General features: G+C 64.1%; 20 protein-coding genes and 1 pseudogene. 13 read left to right on the top strand and 8 right to left on the bottom strand.

Annotated elements, in window-relative coordinates; genetic code table 11:
• Positions 1–31: 31 nt before the first annotated feature.
• The 8 genes and pseudogenes from P3H15_RS46260 to P3H15_RS46225 all read left to right on the top strand — a co-directional run bounded on the left by P3H15_RS46260 (position 32) and on the right by P3H15_RS46225 (position 7,574).
• Positions 32–793 (top strand): SDR family NAD(P)-dependent oxidoreductase, encoded by a 762-nt coding sequence (locus P3H15_RS46260; RefSeq protein WP_276143467.1) that lies wholly within the window; start codon positions 32–34, stop codon positions 791–793.
• Positions 741–1,007: pseudogene (locus P3H15_RS55935) on the top strand (hypothetical protein); the annotation flags it as partial. The gene P3H15_RS46260 and the pseudogene P3H15_RS55935, both read left to right, overlap by 53 nt.
• Positions 961–2,181 carry an amidase gene (locus P3H15_RS46250; protein WP_276143466.1) on the top strand — a complete coding sequence of 407 codons (1,221 nt, stop codon included), beginning with the start codon at positions 961–963 and terminating at the stop codon, positions 2,179–2,181. The pseudogene P3H15_RS55935 and the gene P3H15_RS46250, both read left to right, overlap by 47 nt.
• Entirely contained in the window at positions 2,178–2,930 is a 753-nt protein-coding gene (locus P3H15_RS46245; protein WP_276143465.1) for an enoyl-CoA hydratase/isomerase family protein, read from the top strand. Before P3H15_RS46250 ends, P3H15_RS46245 begins: the two co-directional genes overlap by 4 nt.
• A gap of 19 nt (positions 2,931–2,949) precedes the next feature.
• Complete coding sequence (locus P3H15_RS46240; protein ID WP_276143464.1) at positions 2,950–4,128, top strand: acyl-CoA dehydrogenase family protein; 1,179 nt, start codon at positions 2,950–2,952, stop codon at positions 4,126–4,128.
• The gene (locus P3H15_RS46235; RefSeq protein ID WP_276143463.1) at positions 4,125–4,919 is read left to right on the top strand and encodes a MaoC/PaaZ C-terminal domain-containing protein; all 795 of its coding nucleotides are present in this window, start codon (positions 4,125–4,127) and stop codon (positions 4,917–4,919) included. The genes P3H15_RS46240 and P3H15_RS46235 overlap by 4 nt, the downstream gene beginning before the upstream one ends.
• A 72-nt stretch (positions 4,920–4,991) precedes the next feature.
• Positions 4,992–6,356: an MFS transporter gene (locus tag P3H15_RS46230; protein WP_276143462.1), complete on the top strand. Its 1,365-nt coding sequence runs from the start codon at positions 4,992–4,994 to the stop codon at positions 6,354–6,356.
• 72 nt (positions 6,357–6,428) lie between these two features.
• On the top strand, positions 6,429–7,574 hold the full coding sequence (locus tag P3H15_RS46225) for an acyl-CoA dehydrogenase family protein (RefSeq protein WP_276143461.1): 1,146 nt from the start codon (positions 6,429–6,431) through the stop codon (positions 7,572–7,574).
• Positions 7,575–9,227: 1,653 nt separating this feature from the next.
• Here the strand turns inward: P3H15_RS46225 and P3H15_RS46220 are convergent.
• From P3H15_RS46220 to P3H15_RS46195, 6 genes are all read right to left on the bottom strand, one after another.
• A complete protein-coding gene (locus P3H15_RS46220) occupies positions 9,228–10,187 on the bottom strand; it encodes an NADPH:quinone reductase (protein WP_346348861.1) in 960 nt (319 codons plus the stop codon).
• A gap of 178 nt (positions 10,188–10,365) precedes the next feature.
• Positions 10,366–11,637 carry an acyl-CoA dehydrogenase family protein gene (locus P3H15_RS46215; protein ID WP_276143459.1) on the bottom strand — a complete coding sequence of 424 codons (1,272 nt, stop codon included), beginning with the start codon at positions 11,635–11,637 and terminating at the stop codon, positions 10,366–10,368.
• Positions 11,638–11,728: 91 nt separating this feature from the next.
• Positions 11,729–13,327 (bottom strand): AMP-binding protein, encoded by a 1,599-nt coding sequence (locus tag P3H15_RS46210; RefSeq protein ID WP_276143458.1) that lies wholly within the window; start codon positions 13,325–13,327, stop codon positions 11,729–11,731.
• Positions 13,324–14,355, bottom strand: coding sequence for an ABC transporter permease (locus P3H15_RS46205; RefSeq protein WP_276143457.1), 1,032 nt, complete (start codon positions 14,353–14,355; stop codon positions 13,324–13,326). Before P3H15_RS46205 ends, P3H15_RS46210 begins: the two co-directional genes overlap by 4 nt.
• Positions 14,352–15,890 carry a sugar ABC transporter ATP-binding protein gene (locus P3H15_RS46200; RefSeq protein WP_276143455.1) on the bottom strand — a complete coding sequence of 513 codons (1,539 nt, stop codon included), beginning with the start codon at positions 15,888–15,890 and terminating at the stop codon, positions 14,352–14,354. The genes P3H15_RS46205 and P3H15_RS46200 overlap by 4 nt, the downstream gene beginning before the upstream one ends.
• Positions 15,887–16,876 carry a substrate-binding domain-containing protein gene (locus tag P3H15_RS46195; RefSeq protein WP_276143452.1) on the bottom strand — a complete coding sequence of 330 codons (990 nt, stop codon included), beginning with the start codon at positions 16,874–16,876 and terminating at the stop codon, positions 15,887–15,889. The genes P3H15_RS46200 and P3H15_RS46195 overlap by 4 nt, the downstream gene beginning before the upstream one ends.
• A gap of 336 nt (positions 16,877–17,212) precedes the next feature.
• On the opposite strand from P3H15_RS46195, the gene P3H15_RS46190 reads away from it, so the two are divergent.
• Complete coding sequence (locus P3H15_RS46190) at positions 17,213–18,388, top strand: iron-containing alcohol dehydrogenase (RefSeq protein ID WP_276143451.1); 1,176 nt, start codon at positions 17,213–17,215, stop codon at positions 18,386–18,388.
• Positions 18,389–18,510: 122 nt separating this feature from the next.
• On the opposite strand, the gene P3H15_RS46185 is transcribed toward P3H15_RS46190, so the two are convergent.
• Both P3H15_RS46185 and P3H15_RS46180 read right to left on the bottom strand, forming a co-directional pair.
• Positions 18,511–19,083 carry a TetR/AcrR family transcriptional regulator gene (locus tag P3H15_RS46185; RefSeq protein ID WP_276143450.1) on the bottom strand — a complete coding sequence of 191 codons (573 nt, stop codon included), beginning with the start codon at positions 19,081–19,083 and terminating at the stop codon, positions 18,511–18,513.
• Between the two features lie 125 nt (positions 19,084–19,208).
• Positions 19,209–20,186, bottom strand: a complete 978-nt coding sequence (locus P3H15_RS46180) for an NADPH:quinone oxidoreductase family protein (protein ID WP_276143449.1) — start codon at positions 20,184–20,186, stop codon at positions 19,209–19,211.
• A gap of 132 nt (positions 20,187–20,318) precedes the next feature.
• Between P3H15_RS46180 and P3H15_RS46175 the strand changes: the two genes are divergently transcribed.
• The 4 genes from P3H15_RS46175 to P3H15_RS46160 all read left to right on the top strand — a co-directional run bounded on the left by P3H15_RS46175 (position 20,319) and on the right by P3H15_RS46160 (position 24,093).
• Positions 20,319–21,368 carry a phosphotransferase family protein gene (locus P3H15_RS46175; protein WP_276143448.1) on the top strand — a complete coding sequence of 350 codons (1,050 nt, stop codon included), beginning with the start codon at positions 20,319–20,321 and terminating at the stop codon, positions 21,366–21,368.
• Positions 21,369–21,489: 121 nt separating this feature from the next.
• Entirely contained in the window at positions 21,490–22,368 is an 879-nt protein-coding gene (locus tag P3H15_RS46170; RefSeq protein ID WP_276143447.1) for a MaoC/PaaZ C-terminal domain-containing protein, read from the top strand.
• Positions 22,369–22,453: 85 nt separating this feature from the next.
• A complete protein-coding gene (locus tag P3H15_RS46165) occupies positions 22,454–23,215 on the top strand; it encodes an SDR family NAD(P)-dependent oxidoreductase (RefSeq protein WP_276143446.1) in 762 nt (253 codons plus the stop codon).
• 116 nt (positions 23,216–23,331) lie between these two features.
• The gene (locus P3H15_RS46160) at positions 23,332–24,093 is read left to right on the top strand and encodes a 3-hydroxyacyl-CoA dehydrogenase (protein ID WP_276143445.1); all 762 of its coding nucleotides are present in this window, start codon (positions 23,332–23,334) and stop codon (positions 24,091–24,093) included.
• Positions 24,094–24,346: the final 253 nt, after the last annotated feature.

Raw genomic sequence — 24,346 nt, 5'->3', positions numbered from 1 at the left:
TAAACGCGCACAGTCCCTCTCGAAAGGCTTCATGATGCAAGAACGTCCGACCGCGCTCGTCACCGCCGCCGCCGGTGCCGGTATCGGCGCCGCCATCGCGACCCGTCTCGCCTCCGACGGTTTCGACGTCATCGTCACCGACATTCACGAACGACGGTGCCAGGAGCTCGCCGCCAAGCTATCGGCCGAGTTCGGCCGCGAGTTCGGTCACCATGTCCTCGACGTCACCGACGAGGCTCGGGTCGAGGAGGTCGTCGCCGACATCGCAGCGACCAAGGGCCGCCTCGACGTCCTCGTCAACAACGCCGGGTGGAGCAAGATCGAGCCGGTCGCCGAGATGTCCTCCGATACCTGGCGCCGCTGCCTGGACGTCGACCTGAACGGCACCTTCTACACCATGCGCTACGCACTGCCGTTGATGCAGAAGAACAAGTCCGGAGCGATCGTCAACATCAGCTCCATCGCTGCCTACGAGACCAGCACCGAACACGGTGCCGCCTACTCGGCGGCCAAGGCAGGCGTTCTCGCGCTCACCCGTGTCGCCGCCGCCGAGAACGGTCGGCACGGTGTCCGGGTCAACGCGATCACGCCGGGACTGATCTACAACGACTTCCTCCGGAAGATCTACCCGGACGACTTCTTCTCCGGATATGCCGAGAACCGTTCCCTCGTCGGGCGAGTCGGCCGCCCCGAGGACGTCGCTGGCCTGGTGTCCTTTCTGGTCGGACCGGACTCCGGGTATGTCACCGGCGAGGTCTACGGCATCAGCGGAGGGGTGCATCCCCATGGTTGATCCCACCCGCCACCTGTCGATCCGTGAACTCACCGACGCCTTCGCACGCGGCGATCTCAACCCTGTCGACGTCACCGAGGACCTGATCGAGCGCATCGAGCGGTTGAACCCGCAGGTGCACGCGTACGTGACCTTGCTGCCCGAGCTTGCCCGCGCCCAGGCCACCGATGCCGCCGAACGCTATCGGCACGGTGACCGTGCACCCCTGCTCGGGGTGCCGGTGTCGATCAAGGACGCATTCCACCTCGCGGACACCGAGACCACGCTCGGCCACGCTGACTCAGCGTGGCCGGATCGCCCGCTCCGACTCCGGGGTCGTCGCCCGACTGCGCGCCGCCGGGGCCGTCATGCCCGGCAAGACCAATGTGCCGGAGTTCTGCCAGTCCGCCACCAGCGACAACCTCCTCGGCCCCGACACCGGCAACCCGTGGGACATCTCGCGCACGCCCGGCGGGTCGAGCGGGGGCGCCGCCGCCTCCGTGGGTGCCGGTCTGGCCGCCATCGCGCTCGGCTCGGACGGCGGCGGCTCCATCCGCATCCCGGCAGCATTCTGCGGGCTCGTCGGATTCAAACCGACCACCGGGCTGTGTCCGGACGAACGTGGCTTCCGCGCGATGACCGATTTCGTCACCGCAGGACCACTGGCCTGGACGGTGGACGACGCCCGCCTCATGGTCAATGTCCTCGCCGAACAGACCCTCGTCCGCAGAACCTCGCCCACACTGCGGATCGCCTATTGTGCCCGCCCCGACGGACGCCCCGTCGATCCCGCCGTCGCGGACAGGCTGGCCGCCGTTGCGGCGACACTGTCGGACCTCGGTCACGACGTGGTCGCCACCGATGTCCCCATCGAGGGCTGGAACGAGATCTTCGGTCCGCTCGTGCTCGACGACGAGTTGCGCGAACGCGGGCACCTGCTGGAGCAACCGGAGCTCCTCACCCCGTACGAGCGGTCCACGCTGCGCGCCGCCACGACACTGCGGAGCGCGGACGTCGCCAGTGCGAGGGAGTCGCTGACCGACTTCCGGCGGCGGATCGATGGGTTCCTGCACCGCTTCGACGCGGTGCTCGCGCCCACCGTGGCGACCGTCGCCTTCCCCCACGGCGAGCGCCCGAAGACCATCGACGGTGTCGATGTGGACTGGCTGTGGGGTGCGTTCCCGTTTACCTCGCCGTTCAACGTCGCCGGCACCCCGGCGATCACGTTGCCCGCCGGTACGTCCGACGGCCTGCCGATCGGCGCCCAACTCGTCACCGCCCGGGGACGTGACGCGGACCTGCTGAACCTGGCCGAGTCGCTCGAGGCCGCGCTGGGCTTCGATTACACCCCGCTGCGCGATCGCTGGGCCGACCACCCGGCAGCACCCCAGCCGGTACCGGTCCCATGACCGGCGGGCCGCTCGCACACCACGAACACGGCGATGCCCTCGAGCTCGTTCTCGACCGTGAGAGTCGTCGAAATGCTCTGTCCCGGGACTTGCTCCGCGCACTGCGGAACGCATTCACCAACCTCCCGGAGGGCGTCCGCGCCGTCGTGCTCACCGGCACGGGACCGGTGTTCTCCGCCGGCGCGGACTTCGCAGACTTGACCGGCACCGCCGCCGACCTCGCGTACGACCAGGACCTGGACGGGGCATGCGCCGCGATTCGACACTGCCCGGTGCCGGTCGTCGCCGCCGTCGCCGGGCCCTGCGTCGGCGCAGCCGTCGAGCTGGCCATCTCGTGTGATGCGCGGTTCGCCGGCTCTGACGCGTGGTTCCGGGTGCCGGCGGTCGAACTGGGTCTGCTCTACAACCCGACCTCGATCCGGCGAATCCACGCGACCCTGCCCCGCTCCACCGTCACGCGCCTGCTGGTGTTCGCGGAACGGTTCGATGCCGAGGAAGCCGTCCGCAGCGGGCTCGCGACCCACCTCACTGACGGCGACCCCCGCGAGCACGCACTCGCCCTCGCCCGCACCCTGGCCCAGGCACCACACGAGGCTCTCACCGCCACGCGCGCACTGCTCCGCCACCTCGACGACGGGAGCTTCGAGGAGGCCGAATGGCAGGCCACCCGAACCCGTCTCCTCGACAGCCCCGCCCGACACGCGGCCGTCGCCGCCGCCTCCGCGCGGCACGGCACCACCGCCCCCTGACCCTCGAACAAGGACACTCATGACGCACACAACGCTCGCCCCCGACCCCTACGACTTCCTCGCCCTCGAACAGCTTCTCAGCGACGAGGAACGGATGGTCTCGCACACGGTCCGCAAGCTGGTCGACGAGAAGATCAAGCCGAATGTCGGAGAGTGGTTCGAGAACTGCGAGTTCCCGCGTGAGCTCGCCACCGAATTCGGCAAACTCGGCATGCTCGGCATGCATCTGACCGGCTACGGTTGCGCCGGAATGAGCGCCGTCGCCTACGGCTCCGCGTGCCTGGAGCTCGAAGCCGGCGACAGCGGCGCCCGCAGCTTCGTCTCCGTTCAAGGATCGTTGGCGATGTTCCCGATCTGGAAGTTCGGATCCGAGGAGCAGAAGCAGGAATGGCTGCCACGCATGGCAGCCGGCGAGGCCATCGGCTGCTTCGGCCTGACCGAACCCGACTCCGGTAGCGATCCGTCGAGCATGCGCACCACCGCCCGCCGCGACGGCAACGACTGGGTCCTGGGTGGCACCAAAATGTGGATCACCAACGGAAGCATCGCCGACGTCGCCCTCATCTGGGCACAGACCGACGAGGGCATCCGCGGGTTCGTCGTCGACACCAAGACTCCCGGCTACCAGGCCCGCAAGGTCGACCGCAAGATGTCGCTGCGCGCGTCGATCACCGCCGAGATCGTGCTCGACAACGTGCGCCTGCCCGGCTCCGCCGTGCTGCCCGGCGTGACCGGAATCAAGGGCCCGCTGTCCTGCCTGAACGAAGCCCGCTTCGGCATCCTGTTCGGCGCGGTCGGTGCCGCCCGCGACTGCTACGAGACCGCCCTCGAGTACACGATGAACCGCACCCAGTTCGGTAAGCCGCTGGCCGGTTTCCAATTCACCCAGGGCAAGCTCGCCGACATGCTGATCCGCGTCAACCGCGCACACCTGCTGGCGCTGCACCTCGGCAAGCTGAAGGACGCCGGCACGCTGGCTCCCGCACAGATCAGCTTCGGCAAGAAGGACAACGTCGCCCAAGCCTTGCACGTGGCCCGCGAGGCCCGCGGCATGCTCGGCGCCAGCGGAATCACCCTCGAATACCCCGTCATCCGGCACATGAACAACCTCGAATCGGTGTCCACCTACGAGGGCACCAACGAGGTGCACACGCTTGTCCTCGGCCAGGCCCTCACCAACATCGGAGCCTTCCGGTGAGCGCCGTCGCCGCCCTGAAGGGCCACGACCTCGGTCGTCGGGTCGTCTCGTACGACGAGTCGGACGCAATCCTGTACGCGCTGTGCGTCGGCGCCGGGCCCGACGAATTGTCCCTCGTCTACGAACGGGACCTGCACGTCCTGCCCACCTTCGCGCTCGGCCTCGGACTGTGGGCGGTCGAAGACGCAGGTGCCCTCGGCGCCTACGACCGATTGACGTCACTGCACGCGGCCCAGCACCTGACCGTCCGTGAACCCCTTCCCCGAGCGGGGAAGCTCGAGATGCATGCGCGCATCGCGGACGTGTGGGACAAGGGCTCGGCCGCCACGATCGACATCGTCGTCGAGTGCGAACAGATGACCGCGACCTACTCGATCCACCTACCCGGTTCCGGAGGCTGGGGTGGTGAACGGGCACCCTCGTCAGCGCGGGTCGACCTCGACACCGCGAGCTTCCAGGAGCCGTACTACATCGCGCCCACTCTGCCCGCCCTGTACCGACTCACCGGCGACCTGCATCCCGTCCACATCGACCCCGACACCGCTGCCGGATACGGATTCGACCGACCGATCCTGCACGGCCTGTGCACCCTCGGCATCGCGTCACGAATGATCGCGCAAGCGGCCGGAACACAACCGTGGGAGCTGAAAGAGTTGCGCGAACGGTTCGCCGCCCCCGTCCTTCCCGACAACACCCTCACCGTCAGGGCACAGACCACCGGTACCGGCATCGACTTCGATGCGCGCATCGACACCACCGGTGTACTCACCGGCGGCCACGCCCGCTTCTGACCGATCGACCACGCTCCACCGAAGGAATTCCCCAGCACCACACGAAGTCTCCCCGCCGAAAGGGCACCCCCAATGACCACACCCGCCCCCTCCACCTTCGGAACCAAACAACAGAAGCGCGCCTTCCTTGCGAGCCTCGTCGGCACCACCGTCGAGTGGTTCGACTTCTTCATCTACGCCACCGCAGCAACCCTGGTGTTCTCGAAGATCTTCTTCCCCGCCCTCGCATCGAACGTCGGGACCCTCGCGTCCTTCGCCACCCTCGGAGTCGCGTTCCTCGCCCGCCCGGTCGGCGCCTTCATCTTCGGGCACCTCGGCGACCGCCTCGGCCGCCGCACAACCCTGATCACCACCCTCACCGTCATGGGTGCCTCCACCGGCCTGATCGGCCTGCTACCCACGTGGGACCAGGTCGGCATCTGGGCGCCCATCCTGCTGACCGCGCTGCGCTTCCTGCAAGGCGTCGCCGTCGGCGGCGAATGGGGCGGCGCCGTGCTCATGAGCGTGGAAAACGCCCCGAAGTCCCGTGTCCGCCTCTACGGCTCCGCACCCCAGATCGCCAGCCCCCTCGCCCTCGTCCTCGCCACGATCGTGATGTACTTCGTCGCCCGGATGCCGAACGACCAGCTGCTGTCGTGGGGATGGCGCATCCCCTTCCTCGCCGGGTTCGTCCTCGTCGTGATCGGCATGATCATCAGGCTCGGGGTGTCGGAGTCGAGCGAGTTCACCGAGGCGAAGAAGATCGGCACCGTGAAGAGCAACCCCATCGCGACCGTGGTACGAACGATGCCGGGCAAGGTCGCCGCCGGCATCGGCCTGCAGGCCAGCGTGATCGTCCTGTTCTACCTGATCACGACATACATGCTCACAATGGCCACGAACATCCACGGGTTCACCAAAAGTGACACCCTGATGATTCTTCTCATCGCCGCCGTCGTCGACCTCGCCGCCATGGTCGGAGTCGGGATCCTCTGCGACAGGCTCTCCGCCTGGACGGTGTTCGTCAGCGGAGTGGTGTTCACAGGGGCGTTCGCCTTCCCCCTCTTCGCACTGTTCAACACCGGCAACATGGCCCTGATGATCATCGCGTTCACCACCGCCCTCGTCCTCGGCCACGCCACCACCTACGCCGTGGTCTCGAGCATGACCGCTGAACTCTTCCCCACCGAGGTTCGCTACAGCGGCGTCGCCCTGTGCAGCGCCTTCGCCGGCGTCGCATGGGCCGCACCCACCCCCCCTGTCGCGGCGGCGCTGGTCCCCACCGACGGCTCCGAGCACTGGTGGCCCCTCGCCGCGATCCTCATGGGCACCGCGGTGGTGTCATTCACCGCCGCGTTCGCTGTCCGCCGCAGCTTCGCATCGAATCGGCAACCCCAGGGAAGCGGCGGTGACGCCGAACGTCTGGGCGCTCGCATTCCCGCCGGCGATCCCGTGTGATCGGTGAATTTCACCTCCACCAGATGTGAATTCGCCAGTTCTCCATATCAATCCACCATTACAGGAGAAACAATGACTGTGACGCTGACCGATGAGCAACGCGAATTCGGATCCGCCGTCCGTGAATTCTGCCGCCGCGAGGTGGGAAGCAGGGAACAACGAGACAAGCTCACCGACTGCGGTCGCCAGTCACACAGTCTCGAGCTCAACCGGCGGGTCGCCGAACTCGGCTGGGCGGCGATCAACGTCCCCGAGGAGTACGGCGGCGCCGGCGGCAACCACGTCGACCTGTGCGTCCTGCTCGAGGAACTCGCCCGGGGCATGGCACCGATACCGTGGCACGGAACGACTCTCATCACCGGAGGCATCTACACCCGGTTCGCGCACGAAGAACTGAAGAAGGCCGTCCTGGCCAGAATCGCCGACGGTGCAGCGCTGGCCATCGCGATGTCCGAACCCGGAGCTGGATCAGATGTCGCCGCGATGAACTGCCGCGCCGAGCGCACCGCCGGCGGCTGGGTGATCAACGGCCAGAAGACGTGGTGCACCAACGCCCACCTCGCCGACAGCATCCTGCTGGTCGCCAGAACCGACCGCGGTGAAAAGAAGCACCACGGGCTGACCATGTTCCATGTGCCGTCCAACGTCGCAGGCCTGTCCGTCAAGCCTATCGATACCATGAACGGCGAAGAGGTCAACGACCTCTACTTCACCGACTGCGTGCTGCCCGCCGACGCGGTAGTCGGCGAAGTAGGACAGGGCTGGCCGCAGCTGATGGCCGGCCTCGACACCGAGCGGCTGATCCTGGCCGCACAGATGCTCGGCACCGCCGAACGCGCCTTCGACGACTGTCTGGCGTTCATCACCGAACGCACCCAGTTCGGTCATCCCGTCGGCTCCTTCCAAGCCGTCAAACACCGCATCGCCGACCTCGCCACCGAAATCGAATGCGCCCGCCTGCTCGTCTACAGCGTCGCCCAACAGGCCGACGATCCACGTCGATCCACAAACCTGTCCCGAGCCTCCTCCATGGCGAAACTCAAGGCCACCGAGGTCTCCAAGAGCATGTCACTCGAAGGCATGCAGCTGATGGGCGGCTACGGCTACTCCACCGAGTTCGACATGGTGCACCACGTCCGAGTCTCTCTCGGCGCCACGATCTACGGTGGAACCAACGAAATCCAGCGAGAAATCATCGGCAGGTCATACGGTCTCTGACCGGAAATGCTGAATGGTGACTGGGCAGGCGATTGCATTACCCTGTTCGCGAGTTCCGCCCCTTCAACCTCAGCGCCGACCGTGGGATACCGTCTGCGGCCGCTTGTGAAATTTCAGCGGGTTCACATATCATCACCGCGTCCGCGCACCGGAACGGATATCGGGCTGCGGACCCACCTCCATCGCGCCGTTCCACGTCACGGCCGAGGAATGGTTCCCCCGTGCGACCGGGATCGCCGTTACGGTCGTGCCACCCTCGACGCACATACGAGGAACCTGGCACCGCGGATCCGGACGGTTTCGAGCCTCCACCCGCCATTCCCGCCTTGCGCTCGTGCACGATCGCCGTCAGCGAGCACAGATCGGCGACATCCTTTGCCGTCGCGCGGCTTTGTTACGCAAGCGCCTTCAGAACGACCGCGGTCTCGACTTCGGGATCCAGCGCATCGAAAACCAGCGTGTCTCCCCGGTGCAGGCGCGGCGTCTTTCAGCGCGGCTTCAACCGTCGATCCGACGCTTGTTGCGCATAGACCGACACCTCGTCCGACGGGGTGGCCAACGCCAGACTCAGGCCCGGGATGGCATCGAAACCGTGCTCCCCCACCTACACGGTGTCCATGCACCGACCCGTCGACTATGTCATTTGCGACGGCTATTGGTGCTGACGCTGGTGCGCGAGTGCAGCGAGAATAGATGGGGCATAGAACCTCTCGAGGACTGTGCGAGTTGGGTCGACCGTCCGCTGCTGGTGGAGCCGAACGGCGGCTTCGAGCCGTCGTCGATAGTCGGCGACGCCGATTCCGAATTCGGACCGGATTCTCTCGGGCGTCGGCCATCCGATCGGTGTCCAGAAAATTGCGAGATCGAGGATGTCGTCGAGATGATCGCTGGGAGTCGCCATGGCTTCTTCTCGCCTGTGTGCCGGAGGCCGGCGGCCCAGTCGCAAGTCGTGATATGCGCTTCGTTGTGCGCCCTTCTGCGTCATGTGCGTTCGGATCCACTTCTTTAGAAGACAATTTGGTCCAAGATGGGTAGCGCCTCGGATGTCCTGCGCGCACCGATCGTGCTGAGGAGTGTCACGACGTTGACGATCTGGGCGTCGGCGGAGGGCGCCGTGACAGGCTCGCGTCGACGGCTTCAGGGCCGCCGGTATGTATCCGACGCTGCAGCAGTGGACAGCACTCGGGGTTGGACATCGGAGCGTTCGACTTCTCGGTGGTGGGCGTTCTCCACAGGGTAGGTCTCTGCGAGTTCGTCACGGCAGGTCAGATCGCACTCCAAGTCGTTCACGCTTTGCCAGAGTTTTCGGAGGAATCTCTGCCGAGACATTCCGAACGTCTGGAAAATCTCGCTCGAGGGAGCTCCGCCGAAGGGGATCCAGATCTGGGCGAAGCGAATGATCTCCTGTACCTCACTCTGGCGGTGCCTTTCCTTAGCCTTTCTCTTCCTGAGCCTTTCATAACGAGTCGATCGATGGTGACGTACCTGATCGTTGGCCACCGAGTGCCTGTCCACCTCTGTGGTGGATGAGGGTCGATTCTGGGTGGGTTCAGCTGTGTTCATGGCAGTTCCAGGGCTGATGGCGGGTTGGGATCGGTGAACTGTGGGGTCGTGCGGAAATTTTGGGAGGGATCTCGATCCTGCGAGGCGGAACTAGTGTGGGCCTATGTCGATGAGCACCTTGCCGATGGCTCCTCGTTCGACTGCGGCATGAGCATCCGCCGTGCGGTCGAGGTCATAGCGTTGAAGCGGTAGCCCGTGCTCGGCACCGACCTTCATAGCACCGTCGGCGACGGCAGCGTTCACGCTGGCTACCGCGAGTTCCTTCTGGTCGGGTCTCGTCGTATATGTGTAGATGAAGCTGATGTGCACGTTCTTGACGAGTAGCCCAAGTGAGGGGGTCCGCAGTGTTTCGCCGTTGACGAACGTGTAGACGCTGATGGTCCCGTTCGGTGCGATCACACTGACGTCGACCTCGAGATTGGCTGCCAGTTCGACTTCGACTATTCGTTGCACGCCGTTGGGTGCCAGTGCGGCGATGCGTGAAGCGACGTCCTCTGTGCGGTAGTTGATGACGTGGTGAGCGCCGGTGTTGCGGGCAAGCTGCTCTTTTTCCGCGCTGCTTACGGTCGTGATGACGGTTGCGCCTGCCCACACGGCGAGTTGAATTGCGGCGTGTCCGACGGCTCCCGCTCCCCCGTGGACCAGCACACTGCTGCCTGTGAGTGCGCCCGGATAGAGGTCGCTGGGGCCACTCTCCGCTGAAGTCAGTGTGCGGTACGCGGTCAGCGCGGGGATGCCGAGCGACGCACCGACGTCGAAGCTGGCGGTCTCCGGAAGTGCTACTGCGTGGCGGGCGGCGATGACCACGTACTCCTGGGCGGTGCCGGATGGCCGTCCATAGGCCACATCCCACAGCCACACTCGTTGCCCAACACGGAATCCTTCGACGTCGTCGGCGAGTGCATCAATGAATCCGGCTCCGTCCTGGTTCGGTACCTGCTCGTCAAATTTCATGCCTGACGACTGGCCCGATCGGCTGCGCCAATCTGTTGGGTTGACCCCGGAGACGACGATGCGGACGCGGACATGGCCGGCAGGTATCTGCGGCATCGCCCTCTCCACAAGTTGCAGCACTTCGGGGCCGCCTGTCCGTGTATAGATGACAGTTTTCATCCTGTGCTCCTTGCATCTATGCCGATCATTGGCGTGGGAGCGAGCCGCGGGCGTCGGAGACCCGCTCCCGGTGTACTTGCGGGGGGAAGGTCCGGCCGAGTTCGAACCACCGTGGTCAGCCGATCGCTGCCTTCCTGTCGGTGGTCGGCAAGACGTGGGTCGCCGCGGACGAGACCTGTGCGCGGTGATACTTGCGCAATTCGAAGTTGGCTATTGCGCGTTTGTGCACCTCGTCGGGTCCGTCCGCGATGCGCAGGGTGCGTAGGTGCGCGTACGCCATGGCCAAGGGGAAGTCGTCGGTGACGCCTCCGCCGCCGTGTACTTGGATGGCTCGGTCGACGATCTTCAGGGCGATTTGAGGTGCGGCGACCTTGATTGCCGCGATCTCGGTGCGAGCAGCCTTGTTTCCTACAGTGTCCATGAGGTGGGCAGCCTTGAGCGTGAGCAACCGGATCATCTCGATATCGATGCGTGCCTCCGCAATCCAATCCTGGATGTTGCTGCGCTCGCTGAGTGGATACCCGAAGGTGGTGCGAGACTGGGCGCGCATGCACATCAACTCGAGGGCGCGCTCGGCCATACCGATCGACCGCATGCAGTGGTGGATACGCCCGGGCCCGAGCCGCGCTTGGCTGATCGCGAAACCCTCGCCCTCGCCCTTGAGGACGTCTTTCGCGGGAACTCGCACGTTCTTGAAGTCGATCTCGGCATGGCCTTCCCGATCCTGATAGCCGAAGACGGGGAGACCACGGAGAATGGAGACACCCGGGGCGTCAATCGGGACCACCATCATCGTTTGCTGCCGGTGCCTGGGCGCGGCGAGGTCCGTCTTCCCCATCACGATCATCACCTTGCAGTTCTTGTGCAACGCGTTGGAAGCGAACCATTTACGGCCGTTCAGCACATACTCGTCGTCGTCGCGTTCCATGATCAGTTCGATGTTGGTGGCATCGGAACTCGCCACTGCCGGCTCGGTCATCGCGAACGCCGACGCCATGGTCCCGTCCAGGAGCGGCTTCAGGTATTTTTCCCTGTGCTCATCGGTTCCGAAGAGCTCGAGCACCTCGATGTTGCCGGTGTCGGGTGCGTTGCAGTTGCACGCCTCCGACGCTAGATGGCTGCGGCCCATGATCTCTGCGAGTGGCGCGTAGTCCAGATTGCTCAATCCCGGGCCTGAGCCGGGGTGCGGGTGGAAAAGGTTCCACAATCCGCGAGCACGCGCCTCCGCCTTGAGTTCCTCGAGGATCGGTGGTTGGAAATGGGGGTCTCCCGCCTCACGCATCTGCAGGTCGTAGACGGCCTCGGCCGGGTAGATATGCGAGTTCATGAAGCCGAGTAGGTCGGACTGAATTTTCTTCGTGCGTTCGGAGAATTCGAACAGCGACATATGTGCTCCTGACCGGTGTGCGCGTAGTGGGGTATTCGACGGAGGCGTCGATGTCTCCGTCGACCTCTGTGATCCGCCGTGGGAGTCGGTCTTAGCGTGCGATTTTGATGCCCGCGGCTTCCCGGTCCCAGGTGTCCGGAGTGATGCCCCACTCGCGAAGGGAGGTTTTTTGTATTTTGGCGGTCGGGGTTTTCGGTAGTTCGTCCACCAGGCGGATGTATCGGGGAATCATGTAGTAGGCCATCCTGGGTTCGAGGAATCGGATCAGCGCGACGGGGTCGAGCGTGGTGCCGGGGACGGGGGCTACGACTGCCATCACTTCGTCCTCGGAGATCTCACTGGCGACCGCAATCACTGCCGCCTCACGGACCTGCGGATGCGCCATGATCTCGGCTTCGACCTCCATCGAGGAGATGTTTTCGCCTCGTCGGCGGATCGCGTCCTTGAGCCGGTCGGCGAAGTAGTAGTTTCCTTCGGCATCTCGCCGTGCGGTGTCGCCGGTGTGGAACCACCCGTTGCGCCAGGCCTTGGCTGTTGCCTCCGGCATCTGGAAATAGCCGTGGTTCATCGCCCAGGGGGTATCGGTGCGGATGATGATTTCACCGACTTCACCGACTGGTACCTCCCGGTCGGCATCGTCGACCAGCCTGATCTCGACGCCGGGGCGTGCTTTGCCGCAGGTCCCGTGTTGGGTGGGGTTGGGACCGGAAATGATCGGCGCCGAGAGCTCGGTCATGTTGTAGATCGTGTAGACGTCGACACCGAATCGAGCCGAGAAGGCCGCGATGTCGTCGAGGAGAGGGACGATGAACACCTTGGTCAACGGATTGTCGACGTCGTCGTCTCGGGGTGGGCGGCGATCAACGAAGTTGGCCATGACGCCGAGCAGGAACACCATCGTGCTGTGCGTGTCGCGGATCTGGCTCCAGAAGCGCTCGCCGCTGAACCTGTCGACGACCGCGACCGACCCGCCGTTGATGAGCATCGCGTAGAGCAGCGTCGCCCCACCTACGTGGAAGGCCGGCATGTTGATCAGAAAACGGTCATCGGCCGTCATAATGGGCATCGTGTCCGGTCCGAACATGGCGTAGGCCTGCATGTAGGAGGACAGGACACCCTTGGACGGACCCGTGGTGCCAGATGTGTACAAGATTGCCTGGGTATGCCAGGGCTCGATCGGCGTGACCGGTTCCGATGGCTCGCCGCCGACGTCCGCAAGCTCGTCGGCAGTCACGATCGTGATTCCGTCGATGGTGGTTCGACCGCCGCCGACCTGTACTGCGAGGCGGATTCTGCCACGTTCGTCGACCTCGTTCAGGCGCGGCAGCAACTCTGCGTCGGCGATGACGATCTCCGCATCGGAGTTGGTGAGCACATGCGAGAGCACGCCGCCCCGGTAGGCGGTGTTGATCGGCACGAACACCGCGCCGAGATAGTTGATTGCGAACCAGAAGCGCAGGACGTCGGGGCCGTTGGGCAACCAACACACGACGTTGTCACCCTGACGGACTCCGATGGACTCCAGCGAGGCCGCTGTCTGTCGCACGTTCTGCAGCAATTCCGCCCTGGTCCAGGTCGGGCCCCCGTCGAAGATGACGAAGACCTTGTCCGGATCTTCGAAGGCGCGACGTTCGAGCAGGTACCGCAGGACGAGTTTGTCGCGAGGGGGGATTCGCGGATCCGTGGTCACGACTGTTCCTTTCGAAGAAAGCGAGTGACGAGAGCTGCGATGAGCAGCACGACGCCAGCGAAGATCGGTTCGATGTAGAACGGCACACCGATCAGCTGCAATCCGGTCGAGCCGACGGCCAGCACCAGGACCGCGAGGATTGTGCCGGTGACGTTGAAGCTGCCCGGTCGGATGGATGTGGCGCCGAGGAAGCAGGCCGCGAAGGCCGGTAGCAGGAACTCCGGCCCGGTGGTGGGGTTGGCCGATCCCAGCTTGGAGACCAGCAGGACGCCGCCGATTCCGCACAGCAATCCCGAGGCCGCGAAAGTGGTGATGGTCAGGCGATCCACGCTCAACCCGGATAGGCGTGAGGCCTCACTGGAGCCGCCGATCGCGTACAGATACCGTCCGGTCGGGGTCATCCGAAGGATGTACCCCATCACGAGCGCGATCACGATCACCAGGAGAAATGGGATCGGGATGTACAGGATGGAGCTGCGCCCAATGTCGGTGAGTGTGCTCGGGATGTTGTCCACGATGACCGTTCCGTCGGTGCTCCAGATGACTATGCCTGACAAGAGGGAGCTGACCGCGAGGGTCGCCACGAATGAGCTGATGCCGATCTTGGCCACCAAGAGGCCGTTGACGAACCCGAGCAGGGTCGACAGAACGATCGCGACCGCGATACCCGCACCGGTCGAGAAACCAAGTTCACTCGTCGCCATTGCAACCGCAATCGACGCCATGCCCATGTTGGCACCGACCGACAGGTCGTACTGCCCCGCGATGAGCGGAAGCATCGCCGCCAGCGCGACCAGTATGAGCACCGCCTCGGATCCGAGGAGGGTGGTGAAGTTTCCCCGAGTCGCGAAGGTTGCAGGTTGCAGCACGGAAAACAGAGCGATGAACGCCAGCAAGATCGCAGGTAGGGCCCATTGGGCGGCGCGAGTACCTGTGGGGATCGGTGCAGTGCGCGCGAGTGGACGCGGTTCGACCGTGAAGTCGGCCGAATCCGGTGACGTCGTGGTATCCGTCTGTGGTGTGTTCATCCCGCGTCCTTCAAGTATGCGAGTTCGACCATTCGATCGACCGTCTTCGATTCGTTCTCGAGTTCTGCCACCAGCTGCCCGTCCCGAAGTACCAGCACTCGATGACAGAGTGCGTTCAGGTCCTCGAAATCTGAACTGACCATGATGACGGTGGAGCCGTGCTCGGCGACCCACTGTTCGATCAGGTGGTAGATGTCGCTCTTGGACCCGACATCGACGCCTTGTGCGGGCTCATCGAGCAGGAGAATGGTGGGGCTGATCTCGATCCACTTGGCCAAGACGCCCTTTTGTTGGTTGCCGCCGGAGAGTCGGCCCATCATCTGCGCGGCGTTGCCCGGGCGGATGTCGTACGACTCGATGAGTTCTCGAACGCGGTTCCTCTCGGGACCCGATTGAATCCGCCCGTGCTTCCAGTAGCGGCCGACCGTGAGCAGTGAGAGGTTCTCCGCGACCGTCATGCGCCCGAACACACCGTGGTGGATTCTGTCCTCGGGAACGTGGGCGATACCAGCCTGGATGGCGCTCGCAGGTTGGTGAAAGGACACGTCCTGGCCGTGGAGTCGAATGCGTCCGCTTCGGCGTTGCTGCGGGCCGAAGAGTAGCCGGATGATTTCGCTACGACCCGATCCTTGAAGGCCGGCAAGTCCGAGGATCTCACCGCGGTGCGCGGTGAACGAGACGTCCGACACCCGAGTTCCGGTGAGCCCCTCGACCTCGAGCACCACGCTCTCCCGGGCCTTCGGTGCGGATTCGGGGTACAGAGTGACCAGGTCACGACCGACGATCTTCTGCACCAGAGTGCGTTCGTCCAGGTCGGCAATGTCGAATGTGCCGACCTTCCTGGAGTCGCGGAGCACCGTCACACGGTGAGCGACATCGAAGACTTCCTGCAGACGGTGGGACACGAAGAGCACGGCCGTCCCCTGCTCCGCGAGACGTCGGATCACCTGGAACAGGGCGTCCACCTCTGCCTGGGGCAGAGCGGCCGTGGGTTCGTCCAGCACAATGAGACTCGCGCCATCCCGCGCGCTCGCCAGTGCCCGCGCGATCGCGATAATCGCGTGCTCGCTCGCTGACAGTGTGGAGGCCGGCGCGTGGGGTGCGATGTCCTCTCGTCCGAGTATCGCCAGCGCCTCCGTTGCCTTCTTCGCTTGCGTCCGCCACTGAATCCGCCCGCCCTTGGTGGCGAACCCGGCACCGAGTGCGATGTTCTCCATGACGCTGAGGGTCGGCACGATCCCGAAGTCTTGGTGCACGAAGACCAGTCCTCGTTCCACGGCGTGGACTGGGGTGTACGGGATCGCAAGTCCTCGACCGTCGACAGTCAGTTCGGCACCCCGGTCCGGGAGTTGGTAGCCGGAGAGGCATTTGATGAAGGTCGACTTGCCGCATCCATTCTCACCGACGAGGGCATGGATCTCGCCGGGCTTGAGCGTGAGATCGAAGTCGGTGAGTGCCCGCTGGCCGGGGAAGGTCTTCGAGAATGAGCGGATTTCGACGGCGTGTACTCCGCTCACCGCCGGGTCCGGGGTCATGAGACACCCCACAGTTGTGTGAACGCGGCGGCGGGGTCGGTGTCTCCGAGATAAGTCTCGCCTTCACCGGGTGCGTTGCTCTTGATCACGAGCTTGTCCTTGACGCCCTGGTCGACTGGTTGTTCGCCGGCGAATACTCGGTTGAATTGATCGACGCCCGCGTAGGCGATCCATTTGTACGGTGAGGCCACGGTTCCGGCCTCGACGTCGCCGTCGCGGATCCACTTGACATTGAGGTCGATGGGGTCGAAGCCGTATGCGCGTTGGCCATCCTGCACCAGTCCTGCCGATCGCAGTTCGGGAAGGATGAACGTCAACGGTGCGTCGTACGGCGCGAACAACGCGTTCCATCCCGGGTTCTTCCGGAGCAGGGCGATGGTCTGTTTGGGTAGTGACGTACTGATGTCTTGGACGAGGAAGTTTTGCTGTCCCACCAGTTCACAGCTGGCTCCGGCCGTTTTGCACTCGTCGATGAATTTCAGGACTCCCTGCTGGCGACGGATGGTGTTTCCGAACTCACTGTCTTGCAGCAGGATTGCCTTGAGGTTCGCGCCACTGTCGATGAAGGCCTGGGCAGCGAGCGCGTAACCGTCCTGCTCGTGCTGGGCGGCCGCGGGAAGTTCGTCGACCAGCAGTCCCGGTTCGTCGATGCACGAGAAACAGATGGTCTCGAGACCGGCGTCGCCCGCCGCCTTGAGTGGGGCCTGAATCGTGGAGGAGTCGATCGCGACGGTGAAGATTCCGTCCGCGTTCATGCTGACCGCGCGGTTGACAGCATCGGCCATTTTGGCGGGGTCGCCGGCCGGGTCGATCATGACTGTCTTCCAGCCGATGGCGTGGGCGGCTTCTGCGAACTGGTCGACCGCGAACTTGCAGCCCTGCGCGGCAGCTGAACATGGGATCGTGACGATCGTTTTGTCCTTGACTGCGGGCGGTCCACTTGTCGGCACCGTCAGAGGAATCTCGCCCGCCGCGGCTTTCGCCACTTGTTGAGCGTGTGCGAGGAAGGCCCTCGCGGACTCACTGTCGCCCGCGCCCGAGCTCGTCCCGCCGGCATCGGAACCGCATCCCACTGTTCCGAACATTATGGCGATGGCTCCCACGAGAGCCGCTCTCTTGAACACGTCATTTCCTCCAGTTGGCCGTTAGCCCCCGCTCATGACCACCCACGCGAGTGGACCGATCAGTACGGTCGCACGAACCGTCGTTCGTGTCAAGAGTCACAGTTTTTCGGTGAAGATCATGGACTCTCCCTTGAATGAACGGTACATTTTTGGTCACGCAACCATGCGTTCACGCACAGAGACTTGGAGTGTTTGGTTATGCCGGAGATTGTGAAATTCGAAATGCCGCGGGTGGAGACGGTCGTGCAAGGGGTCGGCGCGGTGCGCGAAATCGGCGCCGAACTCGATCGCCGCGACCTCAAGCGTGTGTTTCTGGTGACGGGCCACTCAGTAGGATCAAGTGAGGCCTTCGCTGCACTGGCGTCGGACCTCGGCGACCGTGTCGTCGGGACGTTCAACCAGGTCAAAGCCCACAATCCCGTGGAACTCATCGTGGACCTGATCACCGCGGCAAAGTCCGCGCAGGCAGAAGCATTCGTCGCTGTGGGCGGCGGGTCGCCCGTCGACGCCGCGAAGCTGGCAGCGATTGGGCTCTGCGAAGGTTCGGAATCGGTCGAGGACCTCGCCCGCAATTACCTGGTATTCGAATACCCGAACACGATCCGTCAGAAGCCCCTCACCGGGAAACCCATGCCAGTCTTTGCCGTGCCCACGACACTGTCTGCAGCGGAATGGGACGGCTTCGCCGGCTCCGTCGACCACACACGCGACACCAAGGATCTGACCGTCTATCTCGAAGCGACACCGCAGGTCGTCTTCCTCGATCCCGAGTTCTGCGCTCACACCCCCCGTGACCTGTGGGCCACCACTGGAGTCCGTGCGCTCGACCACGCGGTGGAGACGGCCTACGCCAAGAATGCACACCCCTTCACCACGGCGTTGGCGAATGGTGCCCTGACGATGCTGGCCGAAAACCTGCCACGGTCGGCGAAGGATCCTCACGATTACGACGCCGCCCTGAAGTGTCTCGAGGCTGCATGGATGTCGATCATCGGCGTCCACAATGTCTCGCTCGGCCTGTCCCATGCGATCGGGCACCAGCTCGGTGCCGTGGGCATCCCGCACGGGGTCACCTCGTGCATCATGCTCCCCCACGTGATGCGTTTCCTCGAGCCGGTGACGTCCGCCGAACAGGCACGCATGGCTCAATCGCTGGCACAGGTTCAAGGTGACGGCGAGGACCTTCCGGCGGCCGACAGGCTCGAGCGGATCCTCGACGAACTCGGGGTCCCTCGCCGGGTCTCTGAGTTCGGGGTGGGGCGCGACAAGATGGACGGCGTGGCGCGGGCCACGCTGGGGGACATCGTGGTGCGTGAGTCGCCCCGGCCGGTGGACGAGACGGTGGTGTACGAGCTGCTCGAAACCGTGTGGTGATTGCGGACGGGCCGGCTGCTAGCCGATAGCAAGAAGAGGAGGCCTCGGGCGACATGCCCGGGGCCTCCCTTTTCGACGTTCGCACGAGGGCGGGCTACCGCAGGCAGCCCGCCCTCGTGTTCTCAGCTCTCACGCTGCTCGAGCACTCCCTCCAGCAGCGAGTCGCTGAACAGGTCCGCGATCTCCTCCGGAGTCCGATCACCGTCTGGCCGGATCCACGAGTACGAGTAGTTGTAGAGACCGAGAATACCTTTGGTGACCAACGGGTCCAGGACCCGGAACTCACCGGCCCTGGCACCACCCTCCAACACCTCGACCACCATGCTCTCGTATCGCTCGCGGGCTTCCTGGATCACGACGCGGCGCTGACCGGTCAAGGCCTTGAACTCTTGAAACGAGACCGTCCACTCCACCACGTTGTCGGCGATGTTGCGCAACGCCACACGCATCAGTTCCCGGAACCTCTCCTGGTAGCTACTGTCCATCGCCAGCACCCGCCCGGACTGGGTCAGCAGGTCCGCCATCCGCGTGTGGCAGATCTCGAACAACACTGCTTCCTTGTTCCCGATGTGGTGATAGAGCGCGCCCTTGCCAAGCTGGGTCTCTTTCGAGATTTCCTCGACACCGGTGCCGTGGTAGCCGTTCTCAGCGAAGAGCTTGGCCGCCGCATGCATGATGCGCTGCCTGGATTCCACGCCGATGCGAGTAGTCCGACGAGTCGAACTACCCAGCTTGACATCAGACATTTGATAATCCCTTCGCTTGTTCATCAGTCCGCGGGCCTACACCATTCAGGAGAAGTGCGGAGCACTCTGATCGATTAGTCCACTACATCGACCGCGAGAACCACCTTTCCGGAAGCGGTACGTTCCTCCATCGCCGCAAGCGCCTTCGCGGCGTCGGCCAGCGGGTACACGTTTCCCACGACAGGTCTGATGAACCCCTCACGCGCGAGCCGGGTGAGCTCAGCGGCGGACTCCGCCGCAATGGACTCCTCCTGCTCGATGAAGCCGCCCCAGTACACACCCACGACATCGATATTCTTCAGCAGCAGGCGATTGACCGCGATCTCGGGGATGCCTCCCGCGGCGAATCCGATCACCAGGTGCCGGCCCTCCCGACGTAGGAGCCGGATCGAGTCAGCGAAGAAGTCACCTCCCACCGGGTCCACCGTCACGTCCACGCCCTCGGGGGCAGCCGTCCTGACTGCCTCGACCCAACCGTCACCTGCTACAACGACGGCGTCGGCCCCCGCCGACTCGGCAACCGCGACATTGGCATCGGAATCGACAACGGCGGTCACCGTCGCACCGAGGCCTTTCGCCACCTGAATGGCCGCGGTGCCCACCCCACCGGCAGCACCATGCACGAGCACATGCTCCCCCGCCTTCACACGCCCACGCCTCACCAGCGCGAAATGCACGGTCTGGAAGTTCATCGCGAATGCCGCGCCCTGGTGGAACGACAACTCGTCCGGCAGCGGAAACGTCACCGACGGCTTGGCGACCACGACCTCGGCATAACCCCCGCGAGGGATGTACGCGGCGCATCGGTCGCCCGCCTTGACCGACGCCCCTTCCGGAGCGGACCGCACGAGACCTGCGACTTCAACTCCCGGCACGAACGGCAACTCCGGCCGTACCTGATATTTGCCGCGCGTCATCAAAGCGTCGACGAAGCTCACACCTACAGCCTTCACGTCGATGACGATCTCGTCGACCGACGCCACAGGCTCGTCGAGATCGACGAACTCCACCGCACCGGGACCATCCAGCGTCGAGATCTGTACTGCTTTCACGTTGACTTCCTTACGTTCGACTCGCTGTACCGATCGTACAGTAGTTTGCTTGCCTGACTTCTGAACCTTGACGAGCTAGGCCGTCGCGGCTTAGTGTACCGATCATTCAGTAGTTACAGAAGGGTGATCCCTGTGGAAGAGGAACTAGAGGAAGCCATCGGGCTTCCGAGGGCATCCGTGGACCAATGGCTCCGATCCGCCGTCGGCGACAGATTCGATCTCGCCGACTGGTACGCAGAACCCATCTCCGGAGGCCTGTCGAACCTGACATACCGACTGCGATTCCAGGACCAGTCGGCCATCCTGCGACGCCCGCCCCTCGGCGGCGTACTGCCCAGCGCCCACGACATGCACCGCGAATGGAACCTGCTCGTCGCCCTCCATCCCACGCGCGTGCCCGTACCCGAACCCCTCGCCTTGTGCTCGGACAACTCCGTCCTCGGCGGAACCTTCTACGTGATGTCCGACGTCGCCGGCGCAGTGCTTCGAACCCAGGAGGACACCAAGGCACTGGCGACCCCCCAACGTCGGCGCCTTTCTGTAGCTCTCGTCAACGCGCTGTCGGACCTACATTCCCTGACTCCGGCCGATGTCGGACTTGGCAACTTCGGCCGCCCCGACGGCTTCAACGAGCGCCAGGTGCGGCGCTGGAGACAGCAGTGGCAGCAATCGAGTCGGCGAGAACTGCCCGACATGGACGCCCTTTTCACCCAGCTCGACGAACGGATACCCGCGACGAATGACGTCGCCATCGTTCACGGCGATTACCGCCTCGACAACACGATCCTCGACCTCAGCCGGCGTGAGCCCCACATCAACGCAATCGTGGATTGGGAGCTGTCGACTCTCGGCGACCCACTCGCCGATCTCGGACTGTCCTTGACCTATTGGCACGACCTCGACGACCACGAACGCGCGCTGATCCCGATCGCCCTCGGAGTCACTGCACACCCCGGATTCATGTCGGCCACTGACATCGCCGAACACTACGCCACGATCAGCGGCCGCAACCTCGACAACCTGAACTTCTACCTCGCGATGGGCGCGATGAAACTCGCGGTGATCCTCGCGGGCGTCGACGCCCGATTCACCGACGGGTACATGGCCCAGCGCAACTCGCTGGGCCTCGACGAAGCCGTCCGCGTCCTCGTAGCCCGCGGGCTACGCCACCTCAGCACCTGACAACCGGGGGAACCATGAGCAACCGCCCAATCCATCAGACACCGACCCCAACCCAGGACACGTGGCTCCACCCGGCATACGCCGCTCACCCCCTCGAGCCCACTGACAGAGGCATCGCACTGTGAGCACCGAGGATCGCATCATCCGCGTGCTACCCGCGGACACCCCCGGCCTCGTCCGAACGATCGAGCACGAGATCGACGACCGATGGCTCCGAGCCTTCGCAGCATCGGTCGGCGACACTCGACCCGAGTTCTTCGACCTCGAACACAACGACGGAATCATCGGTCATCCAGTCTTTCCTGTCTGCATCGAATGGCCGCTCGTCGAACACGGTGCGCCGGGAATAGAACTGACCGTCAACACCCTGAGACTCGGCCTGCACGTGTCCCATCAGATGCGGTTGCACGCTCCCCTACGCCCGGCGCAACGGGTACGAACCGAGGCCGAGCTGTACCTGGCTGAGGCCCGCACCGACGCAACGCTCATCGCCACCAGATTCCGGACCTACTCCTCAGATGGCGAGTTACTCGTCACGACACTCCTACACATGCTCTACCGCGGCGTGCGCCTCGAAGGATCCAAGACACCCGACCATCCACACGAGGTCACCCGACAATCCCGGACCGACCTCACCCCCATCGCGAAGTTCACTGTCCACGCAACGAACGCGGTCATCTACACCGAGTGCGCGAGGATTTGGAATCCCATCCACACCGACATCCGCGTGGCCCACGCCGCGGGGCTCCCTGACACCGTCCTCCACGGCACCGAGACACTCGCCCGGGCGGTGTCCGCCATTTCTCGTGCCGGCACCCTCCCCACAGGGGCGGTGATCACCGGCATCGGCTGCCGCTTCACCGGACCGGTATTTCCCGGTGCCACCCTCACGGTCAGCGCCGCACGCCTGTCCGAGAATTCCGTTGCCTTCGACGTCCAGGACTCCGATGGCGCATTGTCGATCTCGGATGGCACAGTCACATTCGAACCTCGATCCTGACCGAATTGCCGAAGACTCTCTGTGCTCACGGCCTTCGTGATTCGACGCGCTTCCACCCGCACACCGCCACAAAAGGAATTCGTCAATGTCGATCTTGGAGCAATTCCGCTTCGACGACAAGGTAGTCGTCGTCACCGGGGCATCCTCAGGACTAGGTGTCGCGTTCGCACAGGCATTCGCCGAGGCAGGCGCTGATCTGGTCCTCGCCGCACGCCGCGCCGACAAACTGGCCACCACCGCAAACATGGTCGAAGAGAGGGGGCGACGTGCACTGCCGGTGCTCACCGACGTGACCTCACCGCAGGACTGCACGGCCATGATCGACGCCGCGATCGACACCTTCGGCCGGGTGGACGTGCTGATCAACAATGCCGGTATCGGAACCGCAGTGCCGGCGCTGCGGGAGACACCCGAACAGTTCACCTCGGTGATGGAGATCAACCTCCATGGGACCTATTGGGCCGCGCAAGCAGCAGCATCTGTGATGACGCCCGGCAGCGCCATCATCAACATCACGAGCATCCTGGGCCTGACAACGGCCGCACTTCCACAGGCTGCCTACAGCTCCAGCAAAGCAGGCGTCATCGGCCTCACCCGAGACCTCGCACAACAGTGGGGCACACGGAAAGGAATCCGCGTCAACGCAGTCGCCCCAGGATTCTTCGACTCCGAGATGACCGCACAATACAAGCCCGGCTACCTGGAGAGCCTCCAAGCACGAATGCTACTCGGGCGCATCGGTACTCCCGACGAACTTGCCGCGACAGTGCTGTGGTTGGCATCCCCCGCCGCGGGATACGTCACAGGACAGACAATCGCGGTCGACGGCGGGATGTCCATCGCCTGACCCAGCACGTCGATCCAGCCCGATGCAACCGATCCTTCGCGTCGCTCAACCACATCCGTCACCTGTTCTTCGGAACCGATGGCGCGCTGATCAGATCAAGAACAGGAGACGCAACAATGCTCATTCCCGACAGTGCCTGCGTAATCACCGGCGGTGCCTCGGGCCTCGGCCTGGCCGCAGCGAAGTCACTTCTCAACGAAGGCGCAGCAGTGGTCATCGTCGACCTTCCCACCTCACACGGTGAGTCGATAGCTGAAAGACTCGGCGAGCGAGTCAGATTCGTTGCCGCAGACGTCACCGACGAAACAGCCATCACCACCGCCCTCGATGTGGCGGAAACCTTGGGTCCGATACGCGTGGTGATCAACTGCGCCGGCATCACCAACGCGATCAAGACCGTCGGCAAGTCCGGGCCCTTTCCGCTCGACGATTTCGCCAGAGTCGTGTCGGTAAACCTGATCGGCACGTTCAACGTCCTCCGACTCGCCGCCGAACGCATAGCCCAGACCGAACCCATCAACGACGAACGCGGCGTCATCATCAACACCGCCTCGGTCGCTGCCTTCGACGGTCAGATCGGTCAAGCCGCGTATTCCGCATCCAAAGGTGGAGTAGCAGGCATGACCCTGCCCATCGCCCGCGATCTAGCATCGCGAATGATCCGCGTTGTCACCATCGCCCCCGGACTGTTCAAGACCCCACTCCTCGAGTCACTTCCGCTGGAGGCCCAGAGATCGCTCGGAACGCAGGTCCCCCACCCGTCGCGCCTGGGTGACCCCTCCGAATACGGAGCACTAGCGGCGCACATCGTCTCCAACCCGATGCTCAACGGTGAAACCATCCGACTCGACGGCGCAATCCGCATGTCACCACGCTGACAAACCCGGAGCGGTGCCACGCAAGACCGCGCCCACGCCACGAGCAGGAGCACAGCAGCAGGTGACACCTGTTGCACAGCGACCAGCGCCGCAGAATCAGTCGCCCACATCAACACGAGCGAAAGACGCCCAATGACCATCGCACCACCGAAAATCACGAACCGGATTCCCGATGGGCCGGAGCATTTCAACCCCGGTCTGGAAGGCGTGGTCGCGTTCACCAGCGACATCGCCGAACCCGACAAGGACGGCG

The sequence above is a fragment of the Rhodococcus sp. T2V genome (genome assembly GCF_029269925.1).
GTDB classification, from domain to species: domain Bacteria; phylum Actinomycetota; class Actinomycetes; order Mycobacteriales; family Mycobacteriaceae; genus Rhodococcus_F; species Rhodococcus_F koreensis.
The sequence above is the reverse complement of the archived record's forward strand: the minus strand, read 5'-3'. Positions and strand labels throughout refer to the sequence as shown.